Origin of the sequence: Paenibacillus sp. TAB_01 (assembly GCF_043945595.1) — a bacterium.
Classification (GTDB): Bacteria; Bacillota; Bacilli; order Paenibacillales; family NBRC-103111; genus Paenibacillus_S.
This window is the reverse complement of sequence record NZ_JBIFNP010000001.1, coordinates 2,343,000-2,367,761: the sequence shown is the minus strand read 5'-3', so window position 1 is coordinate 2,367,761 and position 24,762 is coordinate 2,343,000. Positions and strand designations below refer to the sequence as shown.

The following is a 24,762-nucleotide window of genomic DNA, read 5'->3' as shown; positions in this document are numbered from 1 at the left end:
ATTATACACTCCCTTTTACAATCGTACCGATTTTTTCCCCGAGCACCACACGCTTAATATTGCCGCTCTCCGTAATAGAGAACACGATTAGCGGAATATTGTTGTCCATACATAGGGACGATGCCGTGGAGTCCATAACGCCCAGGTTCTTGCTAAGCACTTCCATGTAAGTCAGTGTTTCGAATTTTTCAGCGGAAGCATCCTTGAATGGATCTGCGGAGTACACGCCGTCCACTTTATTTTTCGCCATCAGGATAACTTCGGCTTCGATTTCGGCTGCTCTCAACGCTGCGGTTGTATCCGTGGAGAAGTAAGGGTTGCCTGTGCCTGCCGCAAAAATAACGACGCGCCCCTTCTCCAAATGACGGATCGCTCTGCGGCGAATGTACGGCTCTGCCACCTGCTGCATAGTAATCGACGTTTGAACCCGTGTAGGCACGTCAATGCTTTCAAGCGCATCCTGCAGGGCCAAGGAATTCATGACGGTAGCCAGCATGCCCATGTAATCCGCCGTAGCGCGATCGATGCCTTTGGCACTTCCCGCAATCCCTCTCCAGATGTTACCGCCGCCGACGACAACCGCAACTTCTACGTTCAAGTCGACAACTTCCTTCACCTGTTGAGCAATGGAGGAGATCATTTCCGAATCAATGCCATATCCTTGCTGTCCAGCTAACGCTTCTCCGCTCAATTTCAATATGACCCGTTTAAAGATAGGACGTTCCAAACTGAATACCCCCGTTCAAAAGCAGCTATGTTATGTTCATGGTACGATCTATTCGACTTAAAAAAGAAGGAACACTAAGTGTTCCCACGTTTTTATTTCCGTATTTAGAGGGCGAGAACAGCCGCGAACGGCTTGCCTCCCCCATTTGTTGTGCAATAATTGGAGCATCCCGCATCGAACGGTGGGATGGAATTACTTTTTAACTTGCGCCATAACTTCTTCTGCGAAGTTTTCTTGTTTCTTCTCAAGACCTTCGCCAAGCTCGAAGCGAGCAAAACGGCGGATCGTGATGTTCTCACCGATCGTAGCCACTTTTTCATTGACCAATTGGCTGATGGTTTTGTCCGGATCTTTAACGAAAGGCTGCTCCATCAAGCAGTACTCTTCGTAGTATTTGCCCAAGCGGCCTTCTACCATTTTTTGAACGATGTTAGCCGGTTTGCCTTCATTCAAAGCTTGAGCCGTCAAAATTTCGCGTTCTTTATCAAGAGCGTCTTGAGGCACTTCTTCACGACGAACATACAGCGGGCTTGCAGCCGCGATTTGCATAGCTACGTCTCTTACGAATTCACGGAACTGATCCGTTTTACCAACGAAATCCGTTTCGCAGTTTACTTCAACCAGTACGCCGATACGGCCGCCGGCATGAATGTAGGATTCTACAACGCCTTCCGTAGCGATACGTCCTGCTTTGTTAGCCGCTGCAGACAAACCTTTCTCACGAAGGATGTCAGCCGCTTTGGTCAGATCGCCGTTCGCTTCTTCCAACGCTTTTTTGCAATCGAGCATACCTGCTCCTGTTCTTTCACGCAATTCTTTAACCGATGCTGCATTAACCGCCATCTGTGTTGGCCTCCTTATATTTTGGAATATGTAGCCCTAAAAAAAGGGCGGTGAAAGGATTTTGCACCTTTGAACCACCCTTTCCTATTCAGCAATTAAGCTGTTGTTTGTTCACCTTGGTGTGCTTCGATAACTGCGTCAGCAATTTTAGCTGTCAGCAATTTCACGGCACGGATTGCATCGTCGTTACCAGGGATAACGTAGTCGATTTCATCCGGGTCACAGTTAGTATCTACAATACCAACGATTGGGATACCCAATTTGCGAGCTTCTGCAACAGCAATACGCTCTTTACGAGGATCGATTACGAACAATGCGCTCGGAAGACCCTTCATATTTTTAATCCCGCCAAGGAATTTCTCAAGACGATCTTTTTCCTTGCGGAGAATAATGACTTCTTTCTTAGGAAGAACTTCGAACGTGCCGTCCTCTTCCCATCTTTCCAAAGTTTTCAAACGATCGATACGTTTTTGAATCGTTTGGAAGTTCGTCAGCGTACCACCCAACCAGCGTTGGTTGATGTAGTACATGCCGCAACGCTCTGCTTCTTCCGCAACGGAATCTTGAGCTTGCTTCTTAGTACCTACGAACAAAAGTGTGCCGTTTTCTTCAGCAACGGACTTCACAAAGTTGTAAGCCTCTTCTACCTTTTTGACCGTTTTTTGCAGGTCGATAATATAAATTCCGTTTCTTTCAGTGAAGATGTAACGATCCATTTTCGGATTCCAACGACGGGTTTGATGACCGAAGTGTACCCCAGCTTCCAAAAGCTGCTTCATGGAGATTACTGCCATCTTCACACACCTCCTCTAAATTGGTTTTTTGTGGGTCTCCTCCGCTAGTCGCATCTTCGACATAAAACTCCCAATTTCGAAGCACCATTATGCGAATTGATTAGCGTGCGTTTTAACACCGTCAATTAATATACCACAACTCAATAGTGTATGCAACATTTTCCCACGAAAGAACAAAAGCCGGACTTTTCTTGCAATAGTCCGACTTTTCTTATTGGCTTGTCAAGTTCCCAAGCACCTGATTGACATCCTGAGCCCCTTTAAAAACATGGACGCCCGCCACAATCTTATCATTCAAGCCTTGTGCGGCCATCGCGTCCTCAAATGCCTGACGGTCGGCAATCACGCCGCTTTGCAGCAGCAGATCCGCCACATTGCCCGCTGTCATCCCTTTGGTAATCAAAATATACGTTTCCTTTGCGGGTTCCTGCGCAGGCTGTGCGGGAGCCGCAGGCTGCTTATCCCGTTCTTCCTTCACCTTCTGCTGTACGAGCGTATCCACCTGTGCCTGGGTGTACAGCTTTTGATCCTTCTCATATACCTGATAGTAAATGGAAGCCGCCTGCTTCAGCTGCTGGGCATTCATCTCATCCACCGAAACGGAGCCTGGCGGAGACGAAGGCAGCGGAGCGGGCTTGGCGACGTTCATCAGCTGCAGCAGCACCGCACCGGCAATGAGGCCGCTGCCCAGGCCGTACAGCAACGATTTTTTATTGAGCATGCAGCTTGTCCTCCTGCTTGGCCAGCTGGACGATGAGACTGACCTCGCCCTTGGTCATGTTTAGCTTTTTGGCTATCACATCGGTTGATTTGCCTTGATCGTACAGCTGGAACAGCTCTGCATACCTGGACTTCATATTCATAGCTTCCGCCGGTGGGGGAACGGCTTCCTCTTGCGTATGTTCAACGGCCCCGGCCGTTATTTTCGAAGTAGAATGGGCGGATGGAGCGGTTGTCATCTCCGTCTGATGAAGAAGCGATTGCTTTTGAAGCTCCTCCGTTATAGTATACAGCTTCGCCAGCTCCTGATGGATAGGGCCCTGTTCGGCCTCCAGCTTGCTTACCTGTGCTCCCAGCTGTGCAATTTGCTGCTCGTATTCCTTCTTCGTACCGGCGAGCTGCTCCAGAAGCACACGATTCTGATCTTCGAGCTCTGCGGCAAAATGCTCCATCGTTTCTTCTATTTCATGAATAGAAGGCGCCGCCTGCCGATCTTTCTCTGCAGCCGACTTAGGCATGATTTTGGCATACACGATGAATACCAGCCCGAATAAAACAATGTATACCCAAGGTTGATCCAAAACGATTCACCCAGTTTCTCAAATATTGTTCTTTGCGAAGGCGTTCCTGTTACATCGTCAGATCGATATGCTTTCCTTTAAAAGGGTGATCCCGCCGATCCGCGAGCCCGGGTTGATCGGACGCTGACGAAGAAGCTGACGTTCTTCCTTTCCTTCCGTCCCGTTTGGAAGCGGATTCCTTGTTGTGATCGCGGATGCCAGCCTGATTGGAGGGATCGGGCTTGGCCAATGACTGTCTCTGCCGTTCCGCCTGCTTCATGGAGGCATCCGCCAAATGGGCCTGATCCTCTACCGGTTTATGATTCAACTGATTTTGCTTCAAGCCCGCTTCCTCGTTTTTATGCAAGGCGAACTGCAGCTCTACCGGTTTCAAGCTCATGAACATCCTCCCTCTCTATAGAGTTACTGGAGCGGAAACATGGCGACATCCCCGTCAGCCAATTGGAACCTCACGTGGGAAATCGGATCTTTAATAAATTTCGTATAGCGGCCGATGACAATTTTGACGCCGCTGTATATCGTCGAAACGACCTCGACCTTCGCTTTCTCCGAATCTTCCAATGACTTCTCGATTTCCAGCACGCGCTCCCTCATGGCGCTCTGCTCTTCAATCGATTGCTTCTTGGTCCGGTTCAGCTTCACGCGCATCTCCATCTTGTCGGGTGTCAGGCTGCCTGCCGCCGCCAGCTGATCCAGAATGGCTAACGCTTTCTCGGTTTTGTCCATCCCTTCTCTCATAGCTCTCAGCTGAAGTCGAAGCTGGTTCAGCTCATTTCGAAGCTCGGGAACGACACCAACTTCGATCACCGTAGCGGTAGACATCGAATTGCCGACGGTTCGTGCCGTTACAGTATCTCCGGCTTGAATGATTCCGCCTACAATCAATCCTTTCGTGCCTTTACACGTGATGCTTTTGACAGCGCGCACATTGGAGTGCATAATGCTTTGCGACACAAGCACCTCCTCTGCGATGACCGTCGCATCCTGGATAAAAGAGCTTTTGACACGCTTCCCCGCTTTGATTACGCCTTTATTATGACCCAGTACCCCGGCGCTAATTTCAATGGAGCCTTCCGCATCCAGATCCGCCCCCTCGACGCTGCCTGTCACCCGGATATCGCCGGAGCATTTGATTTTAAACCCTGTAAGGACGTTGCCGCGAATAACGACCGTTCCGACAAAATCAATGTTCCCTACGCTGTAGTCCACATCTCCATTGACCTCAAAAACCGGGAACACATTCAGCTTGTCGCGTTCCGTCTTGGTAACCATGCCGTCTATTGCGGCATACAGCCCGGTCTGCTCCGGATCGGCAACGACATTTTTACCGATCTTCAGCCGCACCTCTTTGCCATCCTTGGCGGCAAGCGCCTCTCCAGTAACCGCTCTGCCCGGAATTCCCGGTGTAGGTGGGAGCCTCCTTGCAATAATCTGACCTTTGCGGACATTATTAATAGAAGTAACTTGGCGGAAATCGACCGTTCCGTCTTCGAGCTCGGAGGGCTTTTTGGTATCCGTGTTAAGATCATGCATGAGTTTTATTTGGCCGTCCTGTCCCGGAACCGGCGGGGTTCCAAGAGCAATGAGCGTTTGACCGAAAAAATACGCATGAGGCGTTTTAATGATGTCTTCCAATTTACTGCGGTCGACCCCATGCACAATTTGATAGGACGCGAGAACTTCTTCCAGCTGAGACAAGGTAAACGTTAATCCGTCTTCACTGTTCTTGAACTGCAAGAACGCGCTAAGCTTGTCATCCGATAGAACGATTTCTACGTAGTAACTCAAAGGCATTGTCTGATTGCTCATTATGCCCCCCACTTTCTAAGATTAAAATTCTTCGAACAGCTGCGCTTTGTGCCGGGTTAATGCCCCGCGAAGACGCAGAATCGCTTTGGAGTGCAGCTGTGAAATGCGGGAGGGCGAGAGAGCCATCACTTCCGCAATTTCACTTAAGGACAATTCTTCGAAATAAAACAGCGAAACGACCGTCCGTTCTTTTTCCGTCAATCTTTCGATGGCTTTGGCTAATGTTTCTTTCAAATAGAACTCGTTTACTTTATATTCAGGATTCTTGGCTTTTTCGTCAATCAATAAGGAAAGCCGCGTCTCAGCATCTTCTTCTCGAATTGGATCGTCAATAGAACACACAGTTGTGACAGCAAGTTCCTGCACCATTTGTTGAAACTCCGCCTCGCTTACCTGAAGATAAGCGCTGATTTCCGTATCGGTGACGGATCTCAAATACTGCTGTTCCAGCTTCTGGTAGGCATCTTCAATTTTTTTCGATTTCTCCCTAATGGAACGGGGCACCCAGTCCCCTTGACGCAAACCGTCAATGATAGCTCCCCGGATACGCCAGGAAGCATACGTTTCAAATTGCAAGCCACGCTGATAATCAAATTTCTCAATCGCGTCAATAAGACCCATAATGCCGAAGCTATTCAAATCCTCTTTGGCCACATTCTTGGGCAAGCCGATAGAAAGCCGGTTCGAGACATAGTCTACCAGAGGCAAATATGTCTCGATCAAGGACTGCTTGGCTGAAATCAACCCGTCTTCCTTCCACTGCTTCCAAACGTCCATATTGGATAAATGCGACTTTTGTTGAATCATGACCGGTTGTCACCACCCTTATTCTTCCGTCATACGACGTACAGCTTGAGCCAATTCTCCCGGATCCGCGGCATTGCCCCTCGTCGATAACTTAGGGGGATTCAATGGGGAAAAGCCGGGTCTCGCAGCAGCTGCATTCGGATCAAGCGAATCCTTAAGCATTTGATGCAAGACCGCTTCTTCATCAGGTGTAGATACATCCAGCGCCGTTCCCTTGTTCTCTTCTGCTGAATCCTGCTGTGCGTCGGTTACGGCTAATTTGTTGAACCCTGCCATCGTTCCAAGTATCCAGCGGAACAAATAGACAAGCAAAAACAAAATGATAAAACTATAAAAGCTTCGCAGCAATGTCGTCGTCCAAATGTTATGACTAATCGACCCGATAAAGGTAATGACAAAGGATAACAGTCCGATTATAAGATTCCATCTGATTGTACCCATCATAAGCTACAGTTCCTTCACTCCCTGCTGAACGCTTCGAATAAGGAGAATGCCGTTATCGCAATCGAATTCAACCGTTCTTCCATAGCTGCCGCCGGTATCCTCCGCCCGCAGCGGAATGCCGTACCGCTCCAGCATATCCTTGCATGACTCCACATTTCTCGGACCGATCCGCATCGTATCCGAATTGCCGGCAAAGGCGAACATTTGTGCGCCTCCGGCCATTTTGGCTTCCATCCGCCTCACGAAAGCGCCGAGCGATTCCATCCTGCGGACCAGCTCAGGGATAGCGGTATCGGCATATTTGGCTATATTGAGACTGCCTTCACGGGCAATTTCGGAATTAGGAAGCATCACGTGCGCCATGCCGGCCACTTTCGCTTTCGAATCATATAAAGTCAGTCCTACGCATGAGCCTAATCCGGTTGTCTTAAGTACGCCGGTCAAGTGCGCCACATTCAGATCCGCCATGCCTACCTTTATATATTGGTCTTGGATCATGCGTCCCCCACACCAAGAGCGGCAAAAATCTTATCGAACGATTCCGGATCGGGAATAAGGAAAAAGTGACCCTCCACCTCTTCGTTTCCGTCCAAAAATTTCGTATCGATAAGAAGAGCATGGTCTCCCATTTGACCGAATTGGAGAAGACCATAGCTCAAGATTGCCCCAGCCATATCCATGGCCAGCGACGGGACTGTCGGGGACATATACAGCTGGGTAAAGTCGGCCAGAGAAGACAAGTAGGAGCCCGCCAAAATATTGCCGATCTCGTTCAAAGCGGAAATTTCCATTTCCGAGTAGTGCTCGTCGTCGACAACCTCGATTCCAACCAGATTACGCAGCAATTTCTTTGCGGAATCCAGCGTCAGAATGAAAAATAAATTGCCCGGCGTTTCGCCTTCCACCCTAAGAAAAATCGCAATAACGACCTGTTCGGCGCCTCCGACACTATCGGCAATTTCCTCGAATTCGACCATCCGCACCTTCGGAACAAGCATATCAACCGGTTTATCCAGCAGCTTGGATAATGCGGTAGCCGCATGACCCGCACCGATATTTCCTACTTCTTTCAGTACATCCATTTGAAAATCGGCGAATCGATGAAATAATTCCACAGGGTCTACTCCTCTAAGCTTTCTAGTTGAATAATTTCGCTTTTATTCAAGACCTCTTCGAGATTTAACAAAATGAGCAGCCGCTCGTCTGTGATCTTGGCGATGCCCCGCAAATATTTCGCCTTGATCCCCCCTACGATTTCCGGCGGATCGTCGATGCAATCCGTATCGACATCAATGACGTCATTAGCCGAGTCAACGATTAGGCCGACCTCGATATCTTTCACGGCAACGATAATGATGCGCGTGTTGTCGGTATATTCGCTCTCCGGAAAACCGAACCGGCCGCGGAGATCGATCACCGGCGTAACGACGCCGCGAAGGTTAATGACTCCTTTCACAAACTCCGGTGTTTTCGGTACGCGGGTCATCGGCTGCATCCGTTCAATCGTGCGAACCTTTTCCACCTCGACGCCATACTCCTCATGTGCCAAAGCAAATACGATAACTTTCACTTCTTCTCCCATAGGTACGTGCCTCCTCTTAATCCATGTATTTACTTAATCAGAGCGTTGGTATCGATAATTAAAGCGACCTGACCGTCTCCCAGTATGGTAGCGCCGGAAACCGCAAATAGGTTCGTCAAGTACTTCCCGAGCGATTTTAAGACAATTTCCTGCTGCCCGATAAATTCGTCTACGATGAGAGCTGCAAGCTTCTCGCCTTTACGGATGACGACGATTTGAATTTCGCCTTCCGTTGCATCTTCCGTATTCGGCACATCAAACAGTTTTCCTAAGGAAACTAACGGGATCACCGAATTCCGGTAATGAATCATCGGATTTCCGTGCACGACGCGGACTTGATCGGTTTTGATTGCGGACGTCTCTACAATAGAAGACAAAGGAATCGCATATTTCTCCTGACTCAAGCGAATCAGCATCGCCGATATAATGGACAGCGTCAAGGGCAGCTGTACGGAAAATTTCGAGCCTTTTCCCCATTTCGAGCTCACCTCTACCACGCCGCCAAGGCTCTCGATCTTGGTTTTGACAACGTCCAGGCCCACACCGCGCCCGGAAATATCCGAAATTTTATCCGCCGTGCTAAAGCCGGAGGCGAATAAGAGCAGATATACTTCTTCGTCTGACATTTTCGACGCTTGATCCTGCGTGACGATGCCGTTTTTCATTGCGATACTCAATACCTTGTCGCGGTTGATCCCGCGGCCGTCATCCTCAATCTCAATAAAAACATGGTTCCCGCTGTGGTAGGCCCGTAGATTGATCGTTCCGGTCTCCGACTTGCCGGCTTCGATCCTGTCGGCTCTCGGCTCAACTCCGTGGTCGACCGAGTTGCGAAGCAGATGAACCAGCGGATCCCCGATTTCATCGATAACCGTACGGTCCAATTCCGTGTCCGCCCCGGTGATGACGAGATCTACCTTTTTATCCAACGTCTTGGCGACGTCGCGGATCATCCGCGGGAAGCGGTTGAATACCGTATCGATCGGAACCATCCGAAGCTTGAGCACGATGTTCTGCAGGTCGCTGCTTACGCGCGTCATATGCTCGACCGTTTCCGTCAAGTCGCTGCGCTTCACTTCGCTTGCCAGCTGTTCCAGCCGAACCCTGTCGATCAGCAGCTCGCTGAACAGGTTCATCAGCGTATCCAAACGCTCGATATCTACGCGGATTGTCCGGTTGGATACGGGCGCATTGCCTGCCGCAGGCTTTTTCGCTTCGGCTTGAGAAGCCGGCTTCGCCGGTTCCGGCGGCGCTTCCGCCACTGCCGAGGCGGCGGCTACTTCCTGCTGCGCCGGAGCGGCCGGCGGGTTCATGAGCTCGTCCAGCTTGGCTTGATCGACCAAAGTAACCGTCGCTTTTTCGATCTCCGAAACGCTGGAGACTTGCTTCTCCAAAGTTTCCTTATCCGTACCCGAAACGAAAAATACGGAGAACGAACGGTCAAACCGCTCCTGCTCGATATCCTCTACGGAAGGCGTTGATTTAATGACCTCGCCGTGCTGCTCAAGCGCATTAAATACCATATAAGCCCTTGCGGCCTTCAACACACAGTCCTCCCGGACCGAAACCTCGATCAGACATACCATCATGCCCGCTTCAATCGATTGTTGAATAATGGAGAGCTGAAACTCATCCAGCAGCGGTTCCTTGGCAGCCCCCTGCTTAGCGGACGCCGATCCTGATTCGGCCGCAGCCGCCCCGCCCTTCAAATAATCGCCGCTGACAATCGATTTCAGTGCCGCAACGATGGCCGTTACATCCAGCTTACCGGTTCCGCCCTGAATAATGTCCTCCACCATGGCTTCCAGGGCATCCAGACTCTTGAAGATCCAGTCAAAAATAAAGGAATCCATCTTCAACTTATGATTCCGGACCAAGTCCAGCACATTTTCCATCTCATGCGTCAAGGAAGCCAGATCTTCAAAGCCCATCGTAGCCGACATCCCTTTGAGCGTATGTGCCGAACGGAAAATATTATGTACGATACTTACGTCCTCCGGGCTGCTTTCCAAGCTTAACAAGTTGTCGTTCATAGCCTGCAGATGTTCTCTGGATTCATCAATAAACATCGATAGATATTGATTTAGTTCCACAACTATGCACCTCCGTCAATGTAATCCATCCCTCTTCTTGCTTTAGCCAGGCTAAGTGACTACGGCCTGCGCCAACTTCGCGGCAATGTCCTGCTGCGGCACTACATGCATCACACCATCAAGCTCTACAGCCGCTCTCGGCATACCGTACACAATGCAGGTTTCTTCCGATTCCGCTATCGTCGTAACGGCCCCTGCTTGTCTCAACGCCCGCATGCCTTTGGCGCCATCAGCCCCCATCCCTGTCATAATCACAATATGACGCTTCAATTCCTTTAAAGGAAGCAGCGATTCGAACAAAACATCCACCGACGGCCGATGGCCCCCTCTCGGCTCGTCCTTGTTTATGTATATACGATACGCCCCGGGGCCATTGCGGGCTACCATCATATGGTACCCGCCTGGAGCGATGTACGCCGTCCCGTTCTTCAGCACCATCCCGTCCTCCGCCTCGACCACCGTCAAGGGAGATACGGAATTCAGCCGCTGGGCGAGCGATTTGGTGAAATTCGGCGGCATATGCTGCACGATCACGACCGGAGCCGGAAAATTCGGCGGCATGTTCGACATCACCTGATGCAGCGCCCGCGGGCCCCCCGTTGAGGTTCCTATCGCAACCAATTGGGTAACCTTCCCGGACGTTTGCGGATCGGTTGCGGGAAAGACCGGAGACGGTGGAGCCTCCTGCCGCCGCTGCTGCAGCCCGCTGCTTGGCAAACCTGCCGCCGGAGAGTTCTTCATTGGGGAGAGCGTGCCGGAAGGACGTGCCGCAAATTTGGCTATATTGGTTTTTACCGCCATATGCAGCTTCTCCAGAAGCATCGCCTTCACTTTATGTAAATCCAGCGAGATGGAGCCCGACGGCTTCCCTACGAAATCGACGGCCCCTCTCTCTAAAGCTGTGATCGTTTCTCTTGCCCCGTCCTGCGTCAGGCTGCTGAGCATAATGACCGGGGTAGGCTGTTCCTTCATGATGATCTTCAAAGCATCCAGACCATTCATTTCAGGCATTTCAATATCCATCGTCACCACATGAGGCTTCAGCTTCTTGACAAGCTCAATCGCTTCCCTGCCGTTTTTGGCTGTAGCCACAACGCGGAATGACGCATCTTCCGATATAAAATCAGAAATAATTTTCCGCATAAATATCGAATCGTCGACAACCAACACGTCGTAAGATTTCATCATATTCTCCTCCAGGCTGTCTAGGTTTGTTGGTACGAGGATGCTTACGATTTCAGTAAGCGTATCATACGGCTCATAAACCCTTCCACAGCCGATTCCGACCTTGGATTCGGACTATGCCGTGCAAGAAAGTGATCCGCAAGGCCCGCGATCGATTTCGATGCCGCACTGTTAGGAAATTCCACCGTAAACGGCACTTGCTTCTTCACAGCCCTCGAAACACTGCTGTCGTCCGCCACATAACCGAGTACCGGAATATCCAGCTGGAGAAATTTCTGGGCCACCATGCTGATTTTGTCTGCAGTTTGTTTGCCTTCCTTGCTGTCGGTCACCCGGTTCACCACCAGCTTGAACTTTACGTCGGCGCTCATGGCATGAATCATTTTGATAATAGCGTAAGCATCGGTAATCGATGTCGGCTCCGGCGTCGTGACTACGATCGTTTCCTCGGCCGCCAGAATGAACTTTAACGTTTCTTTGGACAAACCGGCACCGGTATCAAAAATGATATAATCCACCGTACCGTTCAACAGCTTGACCTGATGGGCAAAATCGTCCAGTTGGCCGTCCGTCAGCCGGATTAAATCATGAAACCCGCTGCCGCCGGCAATAAATTGCAGATCATGCGGACCTTTCTGGATAATATCCCAAATGCTTTTTTCTTTCTTTAACAAATGATACAAATTGTATTTGGCTGTAATCCCCATTAAGACGTCGATATTCGCTAATCCGATATCGGCATCGAATACCAGCACCTTATACCCCCGTTTTTGCAAAGCTAACGCAAAATTCAATGTGAAGTTGGATTTGCCAACTCCACCCTTACCGCTCGTAACCGTTAAAATTTGGGTGGTTCTTGTCTGCGGCACCGACGATATCGGCTCTTGGCCGGCATTCTGTTTTCGATTGAGGATTAAATTCCTCAGCCCTTGCGCCTGATCGTTCATTGCCGCTATCCCCCCAACAAGAGATCCACGATGTGCTGCTCGGACAACTCGGAAATATCATCGGGTACGCTTTGGCCATTCGTCACATAGGACAGCTGCAGCTGAAAATCGTGTACGAGATTGACTACGGCACCGTAGGAATCCGTCTCGTCCATTTTGGTAAACAAGACTTTATCCAGCTTGAACTTGGAAAAATTGTCCGCAATCGCCTTCATATCCTTATATTTCGTGGTCAGACTCAATACAAGGAAGGTCTCGCTCTTCCCGCCTGCATGCAGAAGGGAATTTAATTCGGACACGTACATCTCGTTACGGAAATTGCGTCCCGCCGTATCCATGAAAATAATGTCCCGGTCCTTCAGCTGCTCGAAGGCCTTCGGCAAGTCCTGGGGAGAGAACACGACCTCCAGCGGAACGTTGAGAATCGTAGCATAAGTTCTCAGCTGCTCAACAGCCGCGATCCGGTAGGTATCCGAAGTAATAAAGCCTACCTTGCGGTGATATTTCAGCACCTGCTCCGCCGCCAGCTTCGCAATCGTCGTTGTCTTCCCTACGCCGGTCGGAGCACGACGAAGTGAACGACCTTGGTGTTCCCCGCAATAGCTTTACCGCTTCTTATTGGGAAATAGTCCAGTAAATGGTCTTTGGCCAAACCCCGTGCCTGCTCCTCCGTCAAAGCCTCGCCGTCCGCTTCCTCCGTCAGCTTCGCGCACAGCTCCTCGATCAGCTGAGCATTCAGCTCCTGTCCGGCAAGCCGCTCCTTCAAGCGCTCGATAACCGGGTCCGGCATCGCCGGCTGAAGCGAATGAGCGGACAGCTTCTGCATATACGTTTTCATCTGCTTCAGCTCCGCCAGAACGGCATCCTCCCGCATCGGCTCGGCGGGCGGTTGGGAAGCGGGCGCCGCTTCCGCCGCTTTGGGTGCCGGCTGCGGCTTCGGTGCCTGCGGCGCCGGAAGCACATCGGGCACCTCAGGGAAGGAAAGCTGCTCCGCAGCCTTAGGCTCTGTCCGTCCTTCGGACGGCGGGTGCGGCCTCGTGTACGCGCTGAACAGCTGCTGCGAAGCGGGCTGTACCGTTCCCGCACCAGGCCTTGGTGCGGGCTGAGCGCCAGCCGACGCGGACGGCTTCGGCGGCGGAGGCGCTGAAGCATCCGTCGCAGCTATTACTTCGATCCGCTTCTTGGAGAACATGCCGAGAAAACCGCCGGATCGAATTTCTTTCGTATTTAAAATGACCGCGTCTTTTCCCAGATCGGAGCGGATTTTTTGCAAGGCGTCGGGCATGGTATCTACCACGTAGCGTTTTACCCTCATAGATTAACGACCCCCATGCTTTGAATTTCAACGTTAGGCTCAAGCTCGCTGTAGGATAGTACAGGGATATCCTGCATCGTACGCTCCAGCAGCTGGCGCAGATACATACGTATCGTCGGCGAGGTCAGCACAACCGGCTGCAGGCCGGATTGCAGCAGCTTCGTCACTTGGTCGGACAACCGCTGATAGATCATTTGCGTAGAAGAAGCTGTCCAGCGCCAGATAGCTGCCCTGATCGGACTGCTGCACCGACTCCGCAATCTTCTTCTCCAGCGTCGGCCCGACGGTGATTACCTTCAGCGAGTCTCCCGTGGAGGCGAACTGCTGTGTAATTTGACGGGATAACGCTTGTCTTACATATTCCGTTAATATTTCCGGATCTTTCGTATAGGTTCCGTAATCAGCCAGCGTTTCCATGATGGTCACCAGGTCGCGGATCGAAATTTTCTCCCGCAGCAGCTTCACCAGCACCTTCTGTACATCTCCGATGGACAGTACGCTCGGAATGAGCTCGTCCACAAGAGCCGGATAGCTTTCCTTGACATTTTCGACGAGCGCGCGCGTTTCCTGACGGCCCAGCAGCTCATGCGCATGGCGCTTGATGACTTCGGTCAAATGAGTCGCCACAACGGACGGCGGATCGACCACCGTATAACCCGACAGCTCTGCGCGCTCCTTCATCGCCTCGTCAATCCACAGCGCCGGCAGCCCGAAGGCCGGTTCCAGCGTATCGATCCCGGTAATGGAATCATCCTCGATGCCAGGACTCATCGCCAAGTAATGGTTTAACAGCAGATCACCGCGGGCAACCATGTTGCCTTTGATTTTGATCACATATTCATTCGGCTTCAGCTGGATGTTATCGCGAATCCGAATGACGGGCACGACCAGCCCCAGCTCCAATGCGCATTGTCTGCGGATCAGAATGATGCGGTCAAGCAAATCGCCGCCCTGCTGCGTATCGGCCAGCGGAATCAGTCCGTAGCCGAATTCGAATTCGATAGGATCCACCTGCAGCAAACTGATGACACTTTCCGGACTGCGCACTTCTTCTATTTGCTGCTCCTCCTCCAGCTGATCCTCCTGCTCCTGCTTGCGGACGAGATTTTGCTGCATCTTCATCGCCGCATAAGCTAGCAAAGCCGCAATCGGCAGCGTCGTCATCAAATGAATCGGCGTAAAAATACCGAGCACCGTAATGGTTCCCGCCACGATGTAGAGCAGCTTCGGATAGGATAGGATTTGACTGGTCAAATCATGAGCCAAGTTCCCTTCGGAGGAAGCTCTCGTTACAATTAAGCCAGCGGCCGTCGAAATGAGCAGCGCCGGGATTTGGCTGACCAAGCCGTCGCCGATCGTCAGGATCGAGTAAATCTGTCCCGCTTCGGAGACGGACATGCCTTTCATCGTCATACCGATGATTAACCCGCCGAGAATGTTAATGATGAGGATAATAATCCCTGCAATCGCATCCCCTTTGACGAATTTACTGGCACCGTCCATCGCCCCGTAAAAATCGGCCTCTTTGGAAATTTTCTCACGGCGCTCTTTCGCCTGATGCTCATTGATAAGACCTGCGTTTAAATCCGCATCGATACTCATTTGCTTACCAGGCATCGCATCCAATGTAAAACGGGCCGCTACCTCGGCAACGCGCTCAGAACCTTTGGTAATGACGATAAACTGCACCAGAACCAAGATGATAAATACGACGAAACCCACGACAATGTTCCCCTGGGCAACGAAGGAACCAAAGGTTTTGACCACATTGCCGGCTTCCGCATTGGCAAGAATATTCCGGGTAGTGGATACGTTCAAAGCCAGACGAAATAAGGTCGTAATCAATAATAAGGAAGGGAAGATCGAAAACTGCAAAGCGTCCTGCGTATTCATCCCGACCAGAATGATCATCAAAGCGATGGAAATGTTAATTATTAACAGGACATCCAACAACCATATCGGAACAGGTACCACCATCATCAAGATAATGCCGATGATCCCTATCAGCACAACCAAATCTTTTACTCTCATTGCCGATGTCCTCCTTTCTTAATTGGCTTTACCCTTCATTTTGTAAACATATGCCAAAACTTCGGCTACCGCTTGAAACATTTCGGCGGGAATGGCGTCGCCAATCTCCACCTCGGCATATAGCGCACGGGCCAAAGGCTTATTTTCCATCGTAATAATACTGTGCTCCTTCGCGATTTGCTTAATCTTCAGAGCCATGTAATCCGTTCCTTTAGCGATGACGGTCGGCGCCTGCATGTTCTTCGCATCGTACTTGATCGCTACGGCAAAGTGCGTCGGGTTCGTTATAATGACGTCCGCCTTCGGAACTTCCTGCATCATACGCTGAAGCGCCATTCTGCGCTGCTTCTCGCGTATTTTTCCTTTAATCAGAGGATCGCCCTCCGTTTTCTTGTACTCGTCCTTGATGTCCTGCTTGGACATCCGGATGCTTTTCTCAAATTCATACTTTTGAAACATGTAATCGAAGATGGCCAGTACAATCAGCACGAGACCGATCTTAATTCCGAGCTTCAGCGTTACGGATGCGGTGAACAAAAACACATTTTCGAGCGGCAGACTGGCCAGGTCCAGCAGATGGCTTTTCTCGCCCCAGAGGGAGGAATAGACCACATAGCCGATCATCGACATCTTGAGTACCGATTTACCGAAGTCCACCAAGGTCCGCATGGAAAAGATTTTTTTGGCGCCTTCAATCGGATTCAACTTACTGAATTTCATCATTAACGGGTCGCCCGTAAACAAGAAACCGATCTGCAAGTAATTGCTGAAAACTGCAACAACCATAGTCACGAGAAAAATCGGAATCATCAGCAGCATACTTTGCACGAACAAAGTTTTGAGCAGCACGGTAACATTCTCAATCGTCAAATCCCACAGCAGGTAATCGTAAAATACGGAGCGGAATAGCTGCATCAAGTGCTCTTTCATATAACCGCCGAAAATCATAAAGGATAAAAAGGTGAAAAATAAAATGAACGCTGCAGGCAGCTCCATGCTTTTGGCAACTTGCCCTTTTTGCCTGGATTCCTGCCGCTTCTTCGGGCTGGCCGGTTCCGTCTTTTCTCCGGAAAACATTTGCAAATCCAGCTTTAAGCGAAAACGGTCCACATCGAGTCCTCCCGGTTAACCTGTAAACAAACCAATAAATTGCTGCATAGAGTTCAGCATGGTCCCGAACAAATCCTTGAATATAAATTCATAGCCGGGAAACAGCAGAATCAGCAGCATAAATCCGATCAGCACTTTCAGCGGCATCCCGATCACAAAAATATTAAATTGCGGCGCCACTCTCGCTAGCAGGCCCAAGCCTACATCCGTCAAGAAAAACGCTGCAATCAAAGGGGCCGATAGCTGAAAGCCCAAGGAAAAAACCGTGGAAAACGTTTTGACCATAAACTGGGCGATTTGGCCGCTGTACAATCTCGCAAATAAATCGTTCGAAAGCGGAATCCATTCATAGCTTTCCATGATCGCCTTCAATAACAAATGGTGGCCGTTAAAAGCAAGAAACAGCAATGTAGCGATAACATACTTAAAGTTACCCAGCACCGGGCTTGAAGCCCCCGTCATCGGGTCGATCACGTTCGCAATTCCAAACCCCATTTGAATATCAATGAACGCTCCCGCAATTTGGACAGCCGTGAAAAACAAATAGGCGATGAAGCCCAAGACCAAGCCGACCAATATTTCACGAATGACAGACAGCAGATACAAGGCATTCATCGGAATAGGCTCCGAATTGCCCACGATCGTAAAAGCCATCAGCGTAACAAAAAAAGCAATGCCGATCTTGAACTGCGCCGGAACGTTCTTGGCCGAAAAGACCGGAGCCACGACAAAAAACGAGGCGATACGACAAAAGTAAAGCATAAAACCAGGAAGAAATTGGGTTAAAACATCCATTGACTCACAGCCTAGCCGATAAATTTATACAGGTTATTTAACAAGTTATACGTAAAATCAACCAGTGTCGTTAAAATCCATGGCCCGAAAATGAGAATGGCCAGCAGCACCACCACAATTTTAGGCACAAAGGCCAAGGTCTGCTCTTGAATTTGCGTTGTCGCTTGAAAGATGCTTATAATTAAACCTACCACCAAGGCAAGGATCAGCATCGGGGCACTGGCCTTAAGAACCGTATAGACAGCCTCTCCGGCCAAACGAATGACAAACTCCGAACCCACGTTTTTTCTCCTCCTGCATGGTCTCTAGTATGATTCACGTGTTATAGCTTAGCAGCAGCGATCTGACTACTAAATACCAGCCATCCACCAGAATGAACAATAAAATTTTGAATGGCAGCGAAATCATGACGGGCGGCAGCATCATCATCCCCATGGCCATCAGGGTACTGGATACAACCATATCAATGACCAAAAACGGAATGAAAATCATAAATCCCATCTGAAACGCCGTCTTCAATTCGCTGATAGCATAAGCCGGAACCAGCGCGGTCAGCGGTGTATCCTCCACTCCGCTTGGCGGGGCGGCCTTGGAATAATCCAGGAACAGCTTTAAGTCCTTTTGTCTTGTATGCTGAAACATAAATTGCTTGATTGTGACGGACGCTTTATCCAAAGCGGCGGTTTGCGTCATCTGGCCTTGAAGATAAGGCTGCAGCGCATTCTGATTTATGTCCCCAAGCGTAGGAGCCATAATGAAAAAGGTTAAAAATAAGGCCAACCCGACCAAAACCTGATTCGGCGGCATTTGCTGCGTTCCCAAGGAAGTCCGCACAAAGCCAAGTACGATAATAATTCTGGTAAAGCTGGTCATCAGGACGAGAATGGCCGGAGCAATACTCAAAATTGTCAACAGCAGTATAATATTGATGGTATTGGACGCCCCTGCGGTACTCCCGGAGCTGCCAATATCAATATTAATGCCAGGGATGGGGTCAGCCGCATAAGCCTGTGCGGAACACAGGGCCGCAGCTGCGCCCAACAGCAGGAACGAATACGCAAATACTTTCCATTTCATGGCTTATCATTCAACCGATCTGTGTTATTCTCATCCATTCGGAGTTCGTCCATCATTTTTTTGCGGTCGGACAATTGCTGCATCTTATGTTGGAATACTTGCTGGAACGAATCCGTAATGTCTGTTTCTTCAGGATCATCTTTTTTCTTCAACAGCTGCTTCAGCCATCCGCCGACGGTTTGGAATCCTGCCCCGTTGAGCGAATGATTCGATGCGAGCATTTCCGCAAGATAGGCCACTTCTTCCTCATTATCGATCTTCTCCAACAGCTGGATGTTCTCGCCTACTCCCACAATATAGAGAGACCGTCCGATTTCTACTACCTGAATCGATTTGTTCTGACCCAGAGGCAGTCCACCCAGCGAGCGCAAGGAACGTCCGGAGCTCCATTTGTTTTTTTGCGCAAGAACCTTAATTATGAGAAGAAATAATCCGATAATAAGTAAGAGGAAGAAAATAACCTTCAATATCATCCAGAACGTATCGCCCGAGCTCGCATTAGCATACGGCAAATCGGCCGTTTCCTTCGTGCTCTCCTCCAAAGGAGAGCCGGGTTCCCCGTAGCAAACTATCGAGAAACCGGCGATTTGAAGCATGCCCATGACAAGCAGTGAAGTCAACCTGGTTGCGAGTCTTTTCAACATTCACATTCCTTCCGGTGTAGACTCTCCCCGAAACGCTTAACCCATGGTTTTCTTGATAGCCTCGATAACACGGTCCGCCTGGAATGGCTTCACGATAAAATCTTTGGCCCCCGCTTGAATGGCATCGATAACCATAGCCTGCTGTCCCATTGCGGAACACATAATGACCTTCGCGTTCGGATCGATCTTTTTGATTTCTTTCAGCGCTGCAATACCGTCCATTTCCGGCATTGTAATATCCATCGTTGTCAAGTCCGGCTTCAATTCTTTATATTTCTCAATCGCTTGAGCGCCATCATTCGCTTCGCCGCAAACCTCATAACCGTTTTTAGATAAAATATCGCGGATCATCATTCTCATAAATGCTGCGTCGTCTACAATTAAAATTCGGTTTGCCATGGGTGAATCGTCCTCCTAGAATTATGTTTAGTATTGTAATTTCTGTATACGGTCCCACTGATTTACAATGTCCGTAACTCGAACCCCAAAGTTCTCATCAATAACGACTACCTCGCCTTTGGCAATCAGTTTGTTATTGACCAGAATATCCACGGGCTCACCTGCGAGCTTGTCCAGCTCAATAATCGACCCCTGAGACAATTCAAGAATATCTTTAATGACTTTGTGAGTTCTTCCCAGCTCTACCGTCACCTTCAACGGAATATCCAGCAGAAGATTTAAATTCGTATCTTCCGGCGGTGTCAGCTGAGGCGGCGCAAAGCTGGAAAATTGCGCAGGCTGTACATTCACATCACGCTGCGGAGCCGTTCCATAGCCTGCAGGCGGTTGTTGATAGGCCGGCTGCTGAGGCGGATACATGGGCTGCTGATACATCGGCTGTTGGTACATTGGCTGCTGCGGCGCGTGCATAGGCTGTTGATACATCGGCTGCGCATATGGATCCTGCATAGGCGGTGCCATATGTACTTGTGGCGGTGCCGGCTCAGGCGGCGCAGGTGTCGGCGTCGGAGCCGGTGCAGCTGGAGCAACGGGTGCGGAAGCTGCGGCGGTTTCCTCTAAGGTGTCTCCCCCCCCCATCAAAATTGAGACCATATCTTTTGCAAATCGAACCGGAAGCAATTGCATGATCGTGGAATCGATCAAATCTCCTATTCTTAGACGAAAAGATATTTTTATAAATACATCTTCGGGAGGAAGTGTCGAAGTTCCTTCTGTATCCGACAAATTTAATATGTCGATTCCTGGAGGAGAGATATTGACAAACCGGTTGAAGATGGTCGACATGGACGTTGCGGAGGATCCCATCATCTGGTTCATCGCTTCCTGCACGGCGCTGATATGGATTTCCGTCAATTCTCCTTCTACAGATGTACCGTCTCCCCCCATCATCAAGTCAGCGATGACCTGTGCGTCGCGGGTCTTGATGACCAGCAGGTTAATGCCATGAAAGCCGTCGACATAATTCACGTGTACCGCAACATGCGGCTTGGGAAATTCTTCGACCAGCTCTTCTTTTGCGATCACGGACACCTTCGGTGTCGTAATATCGACTTTTTTGCCGAGCAATGTAGAGAGCGCCGTTGCCGCGCTGCCGAACGTAATGTTGCCAATCTCACCGAGCGCGTCCTGCTCCAAGGAGGATAGGAAATCTTCCATGTGCAGCTCCTGAGCCGGCCCCTCCGAAGGTTCGCTGGCCTGTCTCAATAATGCATCTATCTCCTCTTGAGACAAATAATCTTTGCTATTCGTCATTTTCTTCAGCTCCTTCTTCGACGATCTCACTAATTTGCACTGCCAGCTTTCCCCGCGCGGTGCCTGGGGTGCCGATAAACTTCAGCTTCTCTCCAATCCGGATTTTGAGCATCTCATCCACAGGCTTATTCAGTGAGATGACATCGCCCACCGACAGGTTGAGAAATTCTCTTACCGAAATGGAAGAGTCCCCCAGCTCGGCGATAATGGGCAGCTTCGCCTTATGAAGCCTTGCCTGCAGAGCCAGCACTTCTTCCGGAGCGCTGGTCTTCTTCTGCGAAACAAACCAGTGGTGCACGGAAAGCCTCGGCATGATCGGCTCGATAACCACATGCGGGATACATAGATTGATCATCCCTGTCGTATCGCCGATCTTCGTGCTTAGCGAGATTAAAGCAATCGTTTCGTTGGGAGATACGATTTGCATGAACTGCGGGTTCGTTTCCAACGCTTCCATTCTCGGGGACAGGTCGACTACGCTCTTCCACGCCTCCTGAAGGCTCTCAAACGCCCGGCTGAAGATTCTTTCCATAACAATGGTCTCAATCTCCGTCAGAGCATTGATCTTGGCAGGAGACGTCCCTGCGCCTCCCAGAAGGCGATCGAGCATCGCAAAGGCTACGTTCGGATGAACTTCGAGCACCATTCGGCCTTCCAGGGGCTCCGCTTCGAAAATGTTCAGAATCGTCATCTTCGGAATCGAGCGAATAAACTCGTCATAAGGCAGCTGTTCGACCTGAACGACGTTAATCTGCACAAACGTCCGCAGCTGAGCGGAAAAATAGGTTGTGAGATAACGGGCAAAGTTCTCATGAATCCGGGTCAAGCTGCGGATATCTGCCCTTGGAAAACCGAACGGCCCGCTTAAAATCATAGGCTCTGACCTTCTTCTGAGTCTCTTCCTTTTTTAATTCTTCGGCATCCATTTCACCCGAGGATAACGCAGCCAATAAGGCGTCAATCTCATTTTGTGATAGAACATCAACCATTTTTGCGTCACCTCCCTTATGCAATGCTGCGGCTTATTGAAGCACGCTGTCCGTAATCCAAATTTGCTTAATTTTGCCTGCAGATAATAAAGGATTCATTTTATTCATAACGGACCGAAGTAAGATTATCGAAGCCTTTGCTGCCCTGTACCTGCTCGGGAGTCATATCCGCAAGCGTCTGTACAATGATTGCTTTCATTTTAAAATCAAGCTTTTCGAATTCATCCTTCGCCTTTTGATTTTCCATTTCAACGGCAAAGCTCGCTTTAATAAACCGGTTGCTTGCAGCGAGATTTGTCAAAATATCTTTCATAATCACAGTATTGGCTTTCGACTCGTCAGGGGATAATTTCTTCGCCGCCTTTACCTGGCTAGCTGAAGATTGAGCTAAATCCTGAGGGTCCTGATTGGATTTATCCATATAATTCCACAATACAAAAGCCGCCGTCAAAATTAAGGTTATAGCTATGAGAATAGCAACAACCATAAGAAAAATTCTACTCTTTAACAACTACAACCCCTCCGAATCCAAACTCTTTATCGTCCCCGCGATCAGCCCGATGGATTGCATATAGCTCGTTACAAGACGAGTGACCTCTTCAGCGGACTCCAAAACGGTAAGCTTCTTTCCGGTTATTAATGTAATGATCGTATCGGGTGTTTCTTCCATGCTTTCTATCATCAGAGCGTTCACAGTTATCTGTTTTGCATTTAAACGGGTCAGTCGGATCATGACAGCCTCCCAATGAATAATGGCGGGAGGCTGCCGCCTCCGACGCTTAAGCTATTAATGTTTCAGGTTGACAACTTCTTGAAGCACTTCGTCTGAAGTGGTAATAATCCGGGAATTCGCCTGGAATCCGCGCTGCGCCACAATCATCTCGGTAAACTCGGAGGTCAGATCCACGTTCGACATCTCCAATTGGCCTGCCACGATCGCGCCCGTTCCCAGTGCTGTATCGTTAGGAGCGGTTAGCTCCAGATCATCGACATTCGAGTTGGCCGTAGCGTGATATAGATTACCGCCCACTTTTTCCAAACCGGCAGGATTCGGCACCTTCACTACCGCTACCGTCCCAGCCGTACCGGTCGTACCGTCAGCCAAGGTCGTCAGCACTTCCCCGTTCTGGGAAATCGAGAAGGCAGTAACCTCCGCATCCAAAGTAATAGGAGCTCCATCCGTGCTGAGAACAAACAATCCGTCGGAATTGACCAGCTGCCGGCTGGCATCCACCGTAAAGTTCCCTGCCCGGGTGAGATACATACTATCTGAGGTGCCGTCAGGCGATACGGCAAAAAATCCGTCGCCGTCGATCCGCAAATCGGTCGGAACGTTCGTCGTCATCGCGCTGCCCGGCGTATGTACGGTATCAATCGAGCTAATGGCAACGCCGAGACCGATTTGCTTGGCGTTCACGCCGCCCTTCTCCCCTTCGACCGGAGCCGTTACGCCGGAAACCGTCTGGCTTAAAATATCCTTAAACATCACGCGACCGGCTTTAAAACCAATTGTATTTACATTTGCAATGTTATTGCCGATAACATCAAGCTTCGTCTGAAATCCGCGCATACCGGATACACCGGAGTATAAGGATCTTAACATGAACAATTGCCTCCTCTAAGGACTTTTATACTGGTTTAATGGAAAGGCTGCTTCCGTCGCTCCACAGCCGAGGGCCTCCAATCAGGTCCAGCCCGTTATCAAGAAATAATCACTGCACTATCGATCTGGGTGAACAGGTTGTCCTTCATGGACTCTCCGTCCATTGCCGTTACAACCGTTCTGTTCTTAATATTTACAATTAAAGCCGTATCGTTAATGAGCATCAGCGCATCCTTCGCCCCTTTGGAGGCGGCGCGGTCGATCGCATTTTGAATTTTGGCCAGGTGCTCCGGTTGAAACTCAATGCCCCGCTGCTTCAAACGCTGCTCCGCATGATGGCTGAAACGGACCAGCTCGTTCTGCAGCACGGATTGAAAGCTGCTCCCCTGCTGAGCCGCAGGAGTCTCGCTCCGCTTTAACGGAGGCGTTCTTAGGCTACCGGGGTATAGCTGTCCGACAGAGATACGTTCGGTCATTTCGCTTCACCTGCGGCCGCCTCTTCCGCATGATCCGCAATTTGGGTTATGCGATCCATGGCGATTTGCTCGCCCTTGACGACGGCAAATTGCGATCCATCCTTCACTACGATAGATTCTACGGCGCCAGTCTTGGCGACAACCTCGCCCTGGTCGTTCAAGCCGTCCCAAGTGATATCCTTGCCGATTAAGCCTGAGGCGAAGCCCAGGGATTGACGCAGCAGCTTCATCTCGCTATTAATGCTGGACAGCTGCTCAACGGAGGAGAACTGAGCCATTTGAGCGATAAACTCCTTGTCCTCCAGAGGTTGTGACGGGTCTTGATTTTTCAGCTGGGCGATCAAAATTTTAAGAAAATCGTCTTTGCCCAAGCTGCTTTTATCCGCCGCCGCCTGCTTGGATGCGCTATCCACGTTGGTCTTGGCGTAATAAGGCCACACGTTTTTGGTGCCTGTAACTGAATCCGACATCTGTTCA

29 protein-coding genes and 2 pseudogenes are annotated in these 24,762 nt (G+C 50.0%); all 31 read right to left on the bottom strand.

Annotated features, from left to right (window positions below; all coding sequences use genetic code 11):
• Position 1: 1 nt before the first annotated feature.
• The 31 genes and pseudogenes from pyrH to ACHHV8_RS11385 all read right to left on the bottom strand — a co-directional run bounded on the left by pyrH (position 2) and on the right by ACHHV8_RS11385 (position 24,755).
• Positions 2-727, bottom strand: coding sequence for a UMP kinase (gene pyrH, locus ACHHV8_RS11535; RefSeq protein ID WP_395158397.1), 726 nt, complete (start codon positions 725-727; stop codon positions 2-4).
• A gap of 192 nt (positions 728-919) precedes the next feature.
• The gene (gene tsf, locus ACHHV8_RS11530) at positions 920-1,570 is read right to left on the bottom strand and encodes a translation elongation factor Ts (RefSeq protein WP_395158396.1); all 651 of its coding nucleotides are present in this window, start codon (positions 1,568-1,570) and stop codon (positions 920-922) included.
• Between the two features lie 95 nt (positions 1,571-1,665).
• The gene (rpsB, locus tag ACHHV8_RS11525) at positions 1,666-2,364 is read right to left on the bottom strand and encodes a 30S ribosomal protein S2 (protein ID WP_395158395.1); all 699 of its coding nucleotides are present in this window, start codon (positions 2,362-2,364) and stop codon (positions 1,666-1,668) included.
• 211 nt (positions 2,365-2,575) lie between these two features.
• Positions 2,576-3,085, bottom strand: a complete 510-nt coding sequence (locus ACHHV8_RS11520; RefSeq protein ID WP_395158394.1) for a hypothetical protein — start codon at positions 3,083-3,085, stop codon at positions 2,576-2,578.
• Positions 3,075-3,665 carry a DUF6115 domain-containing protein gene (locus tag ACHHV8_RS11515; RefSeq protein ID WP_395158393.1) on the bottom strand — a complete coding sequence of 197 codons (591 nt, stop codon included), beginning with the start codon at positions 3,663-3,665 and terminating at the stop codon, positions 3,075-3,077. Before ACHHV8_RS11515 ends, ACHHV8_RS11520 begins: the two co-directional genes overlap by 11 nt.
• Positions 3,666-3,714: 49 nt before the next feature.
• Positions 3,715-4,044, bottom strand: a complete 330-nt coding sequence (locus tag ACHHV8_RS11510) for a hypothetical protein (RefSeq protein ID WP_395158392.1) — start codon at positions 4,042-4,044, stop codon at positions 3,715-3,717.
• Positions 4,045-4,067: 23 nt separating this feature from the next.
• Positions 4,068-5,474, bottom strand: a complete 1,407-nt coding sequence (locus ACHHV8_RS11505; RefSeq protein ID WP_395158391.1) for a flagellar assembly protein A — start codon at positions 5,472-5,474, stop codon at positions 4,068-4,070.
• 21 nt (positions 5,475-5,495) lie between these two features.
• Positions 5,496-6,281: a FliA/WhiG family RNA polymerase sigma factor gene (locus tag ACHHV8_RS11500; RefSeq protein WP_395158390.1), complete on the bottom strand. Its 786-nt coding sequence runs from the start codon at positions 6,279-6,281 to the stop codon at positions 5,496-5,498.
• An 18-nt stretch (positions 6,282-6,299) separates the two neighbouring features.
• Entirely contained in the window at positions 6,300-6,725 is a 426-nt protein-coding gene (locus ACHHV8_RS11495) for a hypothetical protein (RefSeq protein WP_395158389.1), read from the bottom strand.
• Positions 6,726-6,728: 3 nt separating this feature from the next.
• Positions 6,729-7,223: a chemotaxis protein CheD gene (locus ACHHV8_RS11490; RefSeq protein WP_395158388.1), complete on the bottom strand. Its 495-nt coding sequence runs from the start codon at positions 7,221-7,223 to the stop codon at positions 6,729-6,731.
• Positions 7,220-7,807, bottom strand: coding sequence for a chemotaxis protein CheC (locus ACHHV8_RS11485; protein ID WP_395163477.1), 588 nt, complete (start codon positions 7,805-7,807; stop codon positions 7,220-7,222). The genes ACHHV8_RS11490 and ACHHV8_RS11485 overlap by 4 nt, the downstream gene beginning before the upstream one ends.
• A gap of 38 nt (positions 7,808-7,845) precedes the next feature.
• A complete protein-coding gene (locus ACHHV8_RS11480; protein ID WP_395158387.1) occupies positions 7,846-8,307 on the bottom strand; it encodes a chemotaxis protein CheW in 462 nt (153 codons plus the stop codon).
• A gap of 29 nt (positions 8,308-8,336) precedes the next feature.
• A complete protein-coding gene (locus tag ACHHV8_RS11475) occupies positions 8,337-10,400 on the bottom strand; it encodes a chemotaxis protein CheW (RefSeq protein ID WP_395158386.1) in 2,064 nt (687 codons plus the stop codon).
• Positions 10,401-10,451: 51 nt separating this feature from the next.
• Positions 10,452-11,585 (bottom strand): protein-glutamate methylesterase/protein-glutamine glutaminase, encoded by a 1,134-nt coding sequence (locus tag ACHHV8_RS11470; RefSeq protein ID WP_395163476.1) that lies wholly within the window; start codon positions 11,583-11,585, stop codon positions 10,452-10,454.
• Between the two features lie 44 nt (positions 11,586-11,629).
• A complete protein-coding gene (locus tag ACHHV8_RS11465) occupies positions 11,630-12,532 on the bottom strand; it encodes a MinD/ParA family protein (RefSeq protein WP_395158385.1) in 903 nt (300 codons plus the stop codon).
• Positions 12,533-12,537: 5 nt separating this feature from the next.
• Positions 12,538-13,044 carry a flagellar biosynthesis protein FlhF gene (locus tag ACHHV8_RS11460; protein WP_395158384.1) on the bottom strand — a complete coding sequence of 169 codons (507 nt, stop codon included), beginning with the start codon at positions 13,042-13,044 and terminating at the stop codon, positions 12,538-12,540.
• 38 nt (positions 13,045-13,082) lie between these two features.
• On the bottom strand, positions 13,083-13,847 hold the full coding sequence (locus ACHHV8_RS11455) for a flagellar biosynthesis protein FlhF (protein ID WP_395158383.1): 765 nt from the start codon (positions 13,845-13,847) through the stop codon (positions 13,083-13,085).
• Positions 13,844-15,878, bottom strand: a pseudogene (gene flhA / locus ACHHV8_RS11450) (flagellar biosynthesis protein FlhA). Before flhA ends, ACHHV8_RS11455 begins: the two are co-directional and overlap by 4 nt.
• An 18-nt stretch (positions 15,879-15,896) precedes the next feature.
• The gene (gene flhB / locus ACHHV8_RS11445; protein ID WP_395163475.1) at positions 15,897-16,955 is read right to left on the bottom strand and encodes a flagellar biosynthesis protein FlhB; all 1,059 of its coding nucleotides are present in this window, start codon (positions 16,953-16,955) and stop codon (positions 15,897-15,899) included.
• Between the two features lie 48 nt (positions 16,956-17,003).
• Positions 17,004-17,783: a flagellar biosynthetic protein FliR gene (gene fliR, locus ACHHV8_RS11440; protein WP_395158382.1), complete on the bottom strand. Its 780-nt coding sequence runs from the start codon at positions 17,781-17,783 to the stop codon at positions 17,004-17,006.
• 11 nt (positions 17,784-17,794) lie between these two features.
• On the bottom strand, positions 17,795-18,064 hold the full coding sequence (fliQ, locus tag ACHHV8_RS11435) for a flagellar biosynthesis protein FliQ (protein WP_395158381.1): 270 nt from the start codon (positions 18,062-18,064) through the stop codon (positions 17,795-17,797).
• A 34-nt stretch (positions 18,065-18,098) separates the two neighbouring features.
• Positions 18,099-18,860 (bottom strand): flagellar type III secretion system pore protein FliP, encoded by a 762-nt coding sequence (gene fliP / locus ACHHV8_RS11430; RefSeq protein WP_395158380.1) that lies wholly within the window; start codon positions 18,858-18,860, stop codon positions 18,099-18,101.
• Entirely contained in the window at positions 18,857-19,504 is a 648-nt protein-coding gene (locus ACHHV8_RS11425; protein ID WP_395158379.1) for a flagellar biosynthetic protein FliO, read from the bottom strand. Before ACHHV8_RS11425 ends, fliP begins: the two co-directional genes overlap by 4 nt.
• 36 nt (positions 19,505-19,540) lie before the next feature.
• Complete coding sequence (locus ACHHV8_RS11420; RefSeq protein WP_395158378.1) at positions 19,541-19,903, bottom strand: response regulator; 363 nt, start codon at positions 19,901-19,903, stop codon at positions 19,541-19,543.
• Positions 19,904-19,930: 27 nt separating this feature from the next.
• Positions 19,931-21,217 carry a flagellar motor switch phosphatase FliY gene (fliY, locus tag ACHHV8_RS11415; RefSeq protein WP_395158377.1) on the bottom strand — a complete coding sequence of 429 codons (1,287 nt, stop codon included), beginning with the start codon at positions 21,215-21,217 and terminating at the stop codon, positions 19,931-19,933.
• A pseudogene (gene fliM / locus ACHHV8_RS11410) lies at positions 21,207-22,206 on the bottom strand (flagellar motor switch protein FliM). Before fliM ends, fliY begins: the two are co-directional and overlap by 11 nt.
• A 100-nt stretch (positions 22,207-22,306) precedes the next feature.
• Positions 22,307-22,717 (bottom strand): flagellar basal body-associated FliL family protein, encoded by a 411-nt coding sequence (locus ACHHV8_RS11405; RefSeq protein WP_395158376.1) that lies wholly within the window; start codon positions 22,715-22,717, stop codon positions 22,307-22,309.
• On the bottom strand, positions 22,718-22,939 hold the full coding sequence (locus ACHHV8_RS11400; protein ID WP_395158375.1) for a flagellar FlbD family protein: 222 nt from the start codon (positions 22,937-22,939) through the stop codon (positions 22,718-22,720).
• Positions 22,940-22,993: 54 nt separating this feature from the next.
• Positions 22,994-23,809 carry a flagellar basal body rod protein FlgG gene (flgG, locus tag ACHHV8_RS11395; RefSeq protein ID WP_395158374.1) on the bottom strand — a complete coding sequence of 272 codons (816 nt, stop codon included), beginning with the start codon at positions 23,807-23,809 and terminating at the stop codon, positions 22,994-22,996.
• 98 nt (positions 23,810-23,907) lie between these two features.
• On the bottom strand, positions 23,908-24,285 hold the full coding sequence (locus ACHHV8_RS11390; RefSeq protein WP_395158373.1) for a TIGR02530 family flagellar biosynthesis protein: 378 nt from the start codon (positions 24,283-24,285) through the stop codon (positions 23,908-23,910).
• Positions 24,282-24,755 (bottom strand): flagellar hook capping FlgD N-terminal domain-containing protein, encoded by a 474-nt coding sequence (locus tag ACHHV8_RS11385; RefSeq protein ID WP_395158372.1) that lies wholly within the window; start codon positions 24,753-24,755, stop codon positions 24,282-24,284. Before ACHHV8_RS11385 ends, ACHHV8_RS11390 begins: the two co-directional genes overlap by 4 nt.
• Positions 24,756-24,762 lie beyond the last annotated feature (7 nt).

Coding starts and splice junctions, on each gene's coding strand:
- tsf (WP_395158396.1), bottom strand. CDS start 1,570: ATGGCGGTTAATGCAGCATCGGTTAAAGAATTGCGTGAAAGAACAGGA.
- rpsB (WP_395158395.1), bottom strand. CDS start 2,364: ATGGCAGTAATCTCCATGAAGCAGCTTTTGGAAGCTGGGGTACACTTC.
- ACHHV8_RS11520 (WP_395158394.1), bottom strand. CDS start 3,085: ATGCTCAATAAAAAATCGTTGCTGTACGGCCTGGGCAGCGGCCTCATT.
- ACHHV8_RS11510 (WP_395158392.1), bottom strand. CDS start 4,044: ATGAGCTTGAAACCGGTAGAGCTGCAGTTCGCCTTGCATAAAAACGAG.
- ACHHV8_RS11505 (WP_395158391.1), bottom strand. CDS start 5,474: ATGAGCAATCAGACAATGCCTTTGAGTTACTACGTAGAAATCGTTCTA.
- ACHHV8_RS11500 (WP_395158390.1), bottom strand. CDS start 6,281: ATGATTCAACAAAAGTCGCATTTATCCAATATGGACGTTTGGAAGCAG.
- ACHHV8_RS11495 (WP_395158389.1), bottom strand. CDS start 6,725: ATGATGGGTACAATCAGATGGAATCTTATAATCGGACTGTTATCCTTT.
- ACHHV8_RS11490 (WP_395158388.1), bottom strand. CDS start 7,223: ATGATCCAAGACCAATATATAAAGGTAGGCATGGCGGATCTGAATGTG.
- ACHHV8_RS11485 (WP_395163477.1), bottom strand. CDS start 7,807: ATGGATGTACTGAAAGAAGTAGGAAATATCGGTGCGGGTCATGCGGCT.
- ACHHV8_RS11480 (WP_395158387.1), bottom strand. CDS start 8,307: ATGGGAGAAGAAGTGAAAGTTATCGTATTTGCTTTGGCACATGAGGAG.
- ACHHV8_RS11470 (WP_395163476.1), bottom strand. CDS start 11,585: ATGAAATCTTACGACGTGTTGGTTGTCGACGATTCGATATTTATGCGG.
- ACHHV8_RS11465 (WP_395158385.1), bottom strand. CDS start 12,532: ATGAACGATCAGGCGCAAGGGCTGAGGAATTTAATCCTCAATCGAAAA.
- ACHHV8_RS11455 (WP_395158383.1), bottom strand. CDS start 13,847: ATGAGGGTAAAACGCTACGTGGTAGATACCATGCCCGACGCCTTGCAA.
- flhB (WP_395163475.1), bottom strand. CDS start 16,955: ATGTTTTCCGGAGAAAAGACGGAACCGGCCAGCCCGAAGAAGCGGCAG.
- fliR (WP_395158382.1), bottom strand. CDS start 17,783: ATGGATGTTTTAACCCAATTTCTTCCTGGTTTTATGCTTTACTTTTGT.
- fliP (WP_395158380.1), bottom strand. CDS start 18,860: ATGAAATGGAAAGTATTTGCGTATTCGTTCCTGCTGTTGGGCGCAGCT.
- ACHHV8_RS11425 (WP_395158379.1), bottom strand. CDS start 19,504: ATGTTGAAAAGACTCGCAACCAGGTTGACTTCACTGCTTGTCATGGGC.
- ACHHV8_RS11420 (WP_395158378.1), bottom strand. CDS start 19,903: ATGGCAAACCGAATTTTAATTGTAGACGACGCAGCATTTATGAGAATG.
- fliY (WP_395158377.1), bottom strand. CDS start 21,217: ATGACGAATAGCAAAGATTATTTGTCTCAAGAGGAGATAGATGCATTA.
- ACHHV8_RS11400 (WP_395158375.1), bottom strand. CDS start 22,939: ATGATCCGACTGACCCGTTTAAATGCAAAACAGATAACTGTGAACGCT.
- flgG (WP_395158374.1), bottom strand. CDS start 23,809: ATGTTAAGATCCTTATACTCCGGTGTATCCGGTATGCGCGGATTTCAG.
- ACHHV8_RS11390 (WP_395158373.1), bottom strand. CDS start 24,285: ATGACCGAACGTATCTCTGTCGGACAGCTATACCCCGGTAGCCTAAGA.
- ACHHV8_RS11385 (WP_395158372.1), bottom strand. CDS start 24,755: ATGTCGGATTCAGTTACAGGCACCAAAAACGTGTGGCCTTATTACGCC.